Origin of the sequence: Rhodococcus sp. EPR-147, from assembly GCF_001647185.1 — a bacterium.
In the GTDB taxonomy this organism is placed as follows: domain Bacteria; phylum Actinomycetota; class Actinomycetes; order Mycobacteriales; family Mycobacteriaceae; genus Rhodococcoides.
This window is the reverse complement of the sequence record NZ_LVCU01000246.1, coordinates 1-661: the sequence shown is the minus strand read 5'-3', so window position 1 is coordinate 661 and position 661 is coordinate 1. Positions and strand designations below refer to the sequence as shown.

General features: G+C 61.7%; 1 protein-coding gene. It reads right to left on the bottom strand.

Annotation, left to right across the window (positions count from 1 at the left end):
• Positions 1 to 452, bottom strand: a 452-nt coding sequence (locus A2J02_RS12005) for a helix-turn-helix domain-containing protein (protein ID WP_156516201.1), incomplete at its 3' end; no start/stop codon positions are given.
• Between the last annotated feature and the right edge of the window lie 209 nt (positions 453 to 661).

Genomic DNA, 661 nt, shown 5'->3' with positions numbered 1-661 from the left:
CCACCGAGCCGTTCGGCCACCGCATCGGTGACGCGGCACAATGTCATCGCGTCGTGGGCGAAGGCCGCGGATCGCAGGTGCGCGTCGGCCCCGATCAGCCGTCGGGTGCGGAGGAGACGATCCCGCACCTCGTCCGGTACGGAAGAAAATCGTTCGACGGATCGCTCGTAGAGTGCTTCGATTCCGGTGATGGTGATGTTCTCCGGTGCCGTGGACGCCAGCCAGGCGTGCAGATCGACGTCCAGCTCGGGGTCGTTTCCGAGGACGGATTCTTCCTTCGACGCGAAGCTACGAAAGAACGTGCTGGGCGATACCCCTGCCCGACGCGCGATCTCGTCGACCGTCGTCGCGGCGCACCCCTGCTTCTCGAACAGGTCGAGCGCGGCGCAGGAGATCTCGAGCTGGGTGTCTCGGCGACGTCGTTCTCGCAGATCCATCACTCGTTCCGTCATCCTCGTCACTCCTTCGGGTTCTCACCGTCAACTTACCAGTAATATTCAAGTTGACAGTCACTGTCATGGTGAATCAAGCTATCTGGGCGGTCCGTTGTCCGCACCTTGTACCCATACTCGAAAGCTTCCGATGAACTCACCTCAGACCGACCACATATCCGAGTCCGCGCCGGACGACGAACTCGCGCCGGGCAGCAAACTTCTGATCG